Below are 1,378 nucleotides of genomic sequence, written 5' to 3'. Positions count from 1 at the left end.
TACGGCGCTGACTTGCAAGTGGCGAACCGCTCTGCCACGGTCCTCGCTGAATTCATGCCACTCGAAGGCGGGCGCTTTGCCCTAACGCATGCCTCCATTAGCAAGCCCAAACTCCCAGAGAGCCTAGTCTCGGTTTCCCTGCCTCCCGAGACGGCAACGCCTCGTACCTTGCCCGTCGAGGCCGTCCCTAGCGCGCCGAATACTCAACCATTCGCCCACGCCACTGCGCATCCCGGCACCTTCGCGCCGGCCGGTTTTCATCATCCGTTGCCAACGGACCAACCAGCGTTACCGATTGCCTCCGGTAGCCAACACCCTCAGCCTGGCTGCGGCACGCTTCCCTTCATGCCCGAGGCCGCGAGTGCCGCGCCCTTTTTCCCTTACGGCGAACCGTCTGGTTTGACAGCCCAACCGCGGGACTTCGCCATTCCGTCCTCCAGCCAACACTTCGCTCGACCTCCGGTCCGCGACTCTCCGCAACCCATCGCTTCGTCCAGCCGCAATACCTTGCCACTCGCCGGCCCAAGCGCTATTCCATCCCAAGCCACTCCTGCTCCCAGCACCACAGCGCACGGAGCGCTGTCGCATTCAGACAGGAGTGTTCTCAAAACTTTATTCAGCCACATCGACGAAGAGAAGTTCATAGCCCTATCCCCAGAAGCGAGAAGGGAATACGTTGAGACTTTCACGCCATCGGCAGAGCTATCGATCCGTGGCAGCAACGAGGCTTCTCGGCGCAAGCTACGCAACCAGATTCAAACGGCCCTTCGAAAACTGGGCCTTCTGCCACCAGGCATTCCCCGCTCGAACGCGAAACGCCCCGCAGATGAACTTGCAATCGTAGACAAGGTGACCATCGAATATCAGAAGTCCATTGTGCGCGCTTTCATGACTGATCTGCGGAAACACAGCTCTTCGATTACTCTCTTTGGGCACATGACTCCAGAACAGCGCCAAGTTCACATCGATAGGTACCTGTTAGGCAAGGGCCACAGTGTCATCTCCGGATTGACAAACGCACTGGCGAAGCTCGGACTATCCGGAACCGGGCAGTAACTTCGACGCGCTTTTCCGCGAAACAGGGTTGCCCGCCAACCCTGTTTCAACTCCAACCCTCCGTATTGCCCGTCGCCATCCAGAACACCGCGATGCCTCGGTTCCAGAACAACTGAGCCCCGCCGAAATCCGCACCATTGGTATCGAGGCACGCGTACGCCGCCGCAACAGCCTCGCCATGCGACGATTCCGCCCCTAGCAGGCTGTTGAAATTGGGAACGGTGTAAACGGGCTCGAAGGGCGGTGCGTTAGAGATATCGTGTTCATGATCTTGAGCAGATGAGCCGATGCGTGGAATGGACGAGATGCAAGAACCGTTGTT

General features: G+C 58.8%; 2 pseudogenes. One reads left to right on the top strand and one right to left on the bottom strand.

From position 1 onward, the window contains the following. Window positions 1-1,056, top strand: a pseudogene (locus tag G3O00_RS42670) (hypothetical protein); the annotation flags it as partial. A gap of 46 nt (window positions 1,057-1,102) precedes the next feature. Here G3O00_RS42670 and G3O00_RS42665 read toward each other — a convergent pair. Next, a pseudogene (locus tag G3O00_RS42665) lies at window positions 1,103-1,378 on the bottom strand (hypothetical protein); the annotation flags it as partial.

It is taken from the genome of Burkholderia sp. Ac-20384 (assembly GCF_017104605.1).
GTDB lineage: Bacteria > Pseudomonadota > Gammaproteobacteria > Burkholderiales > Burkholderiaceae > Burkholderia > Burkholderia lata.
This window is presented reverse-complemented; position numbering and strand designations above follow the sequence as displayed.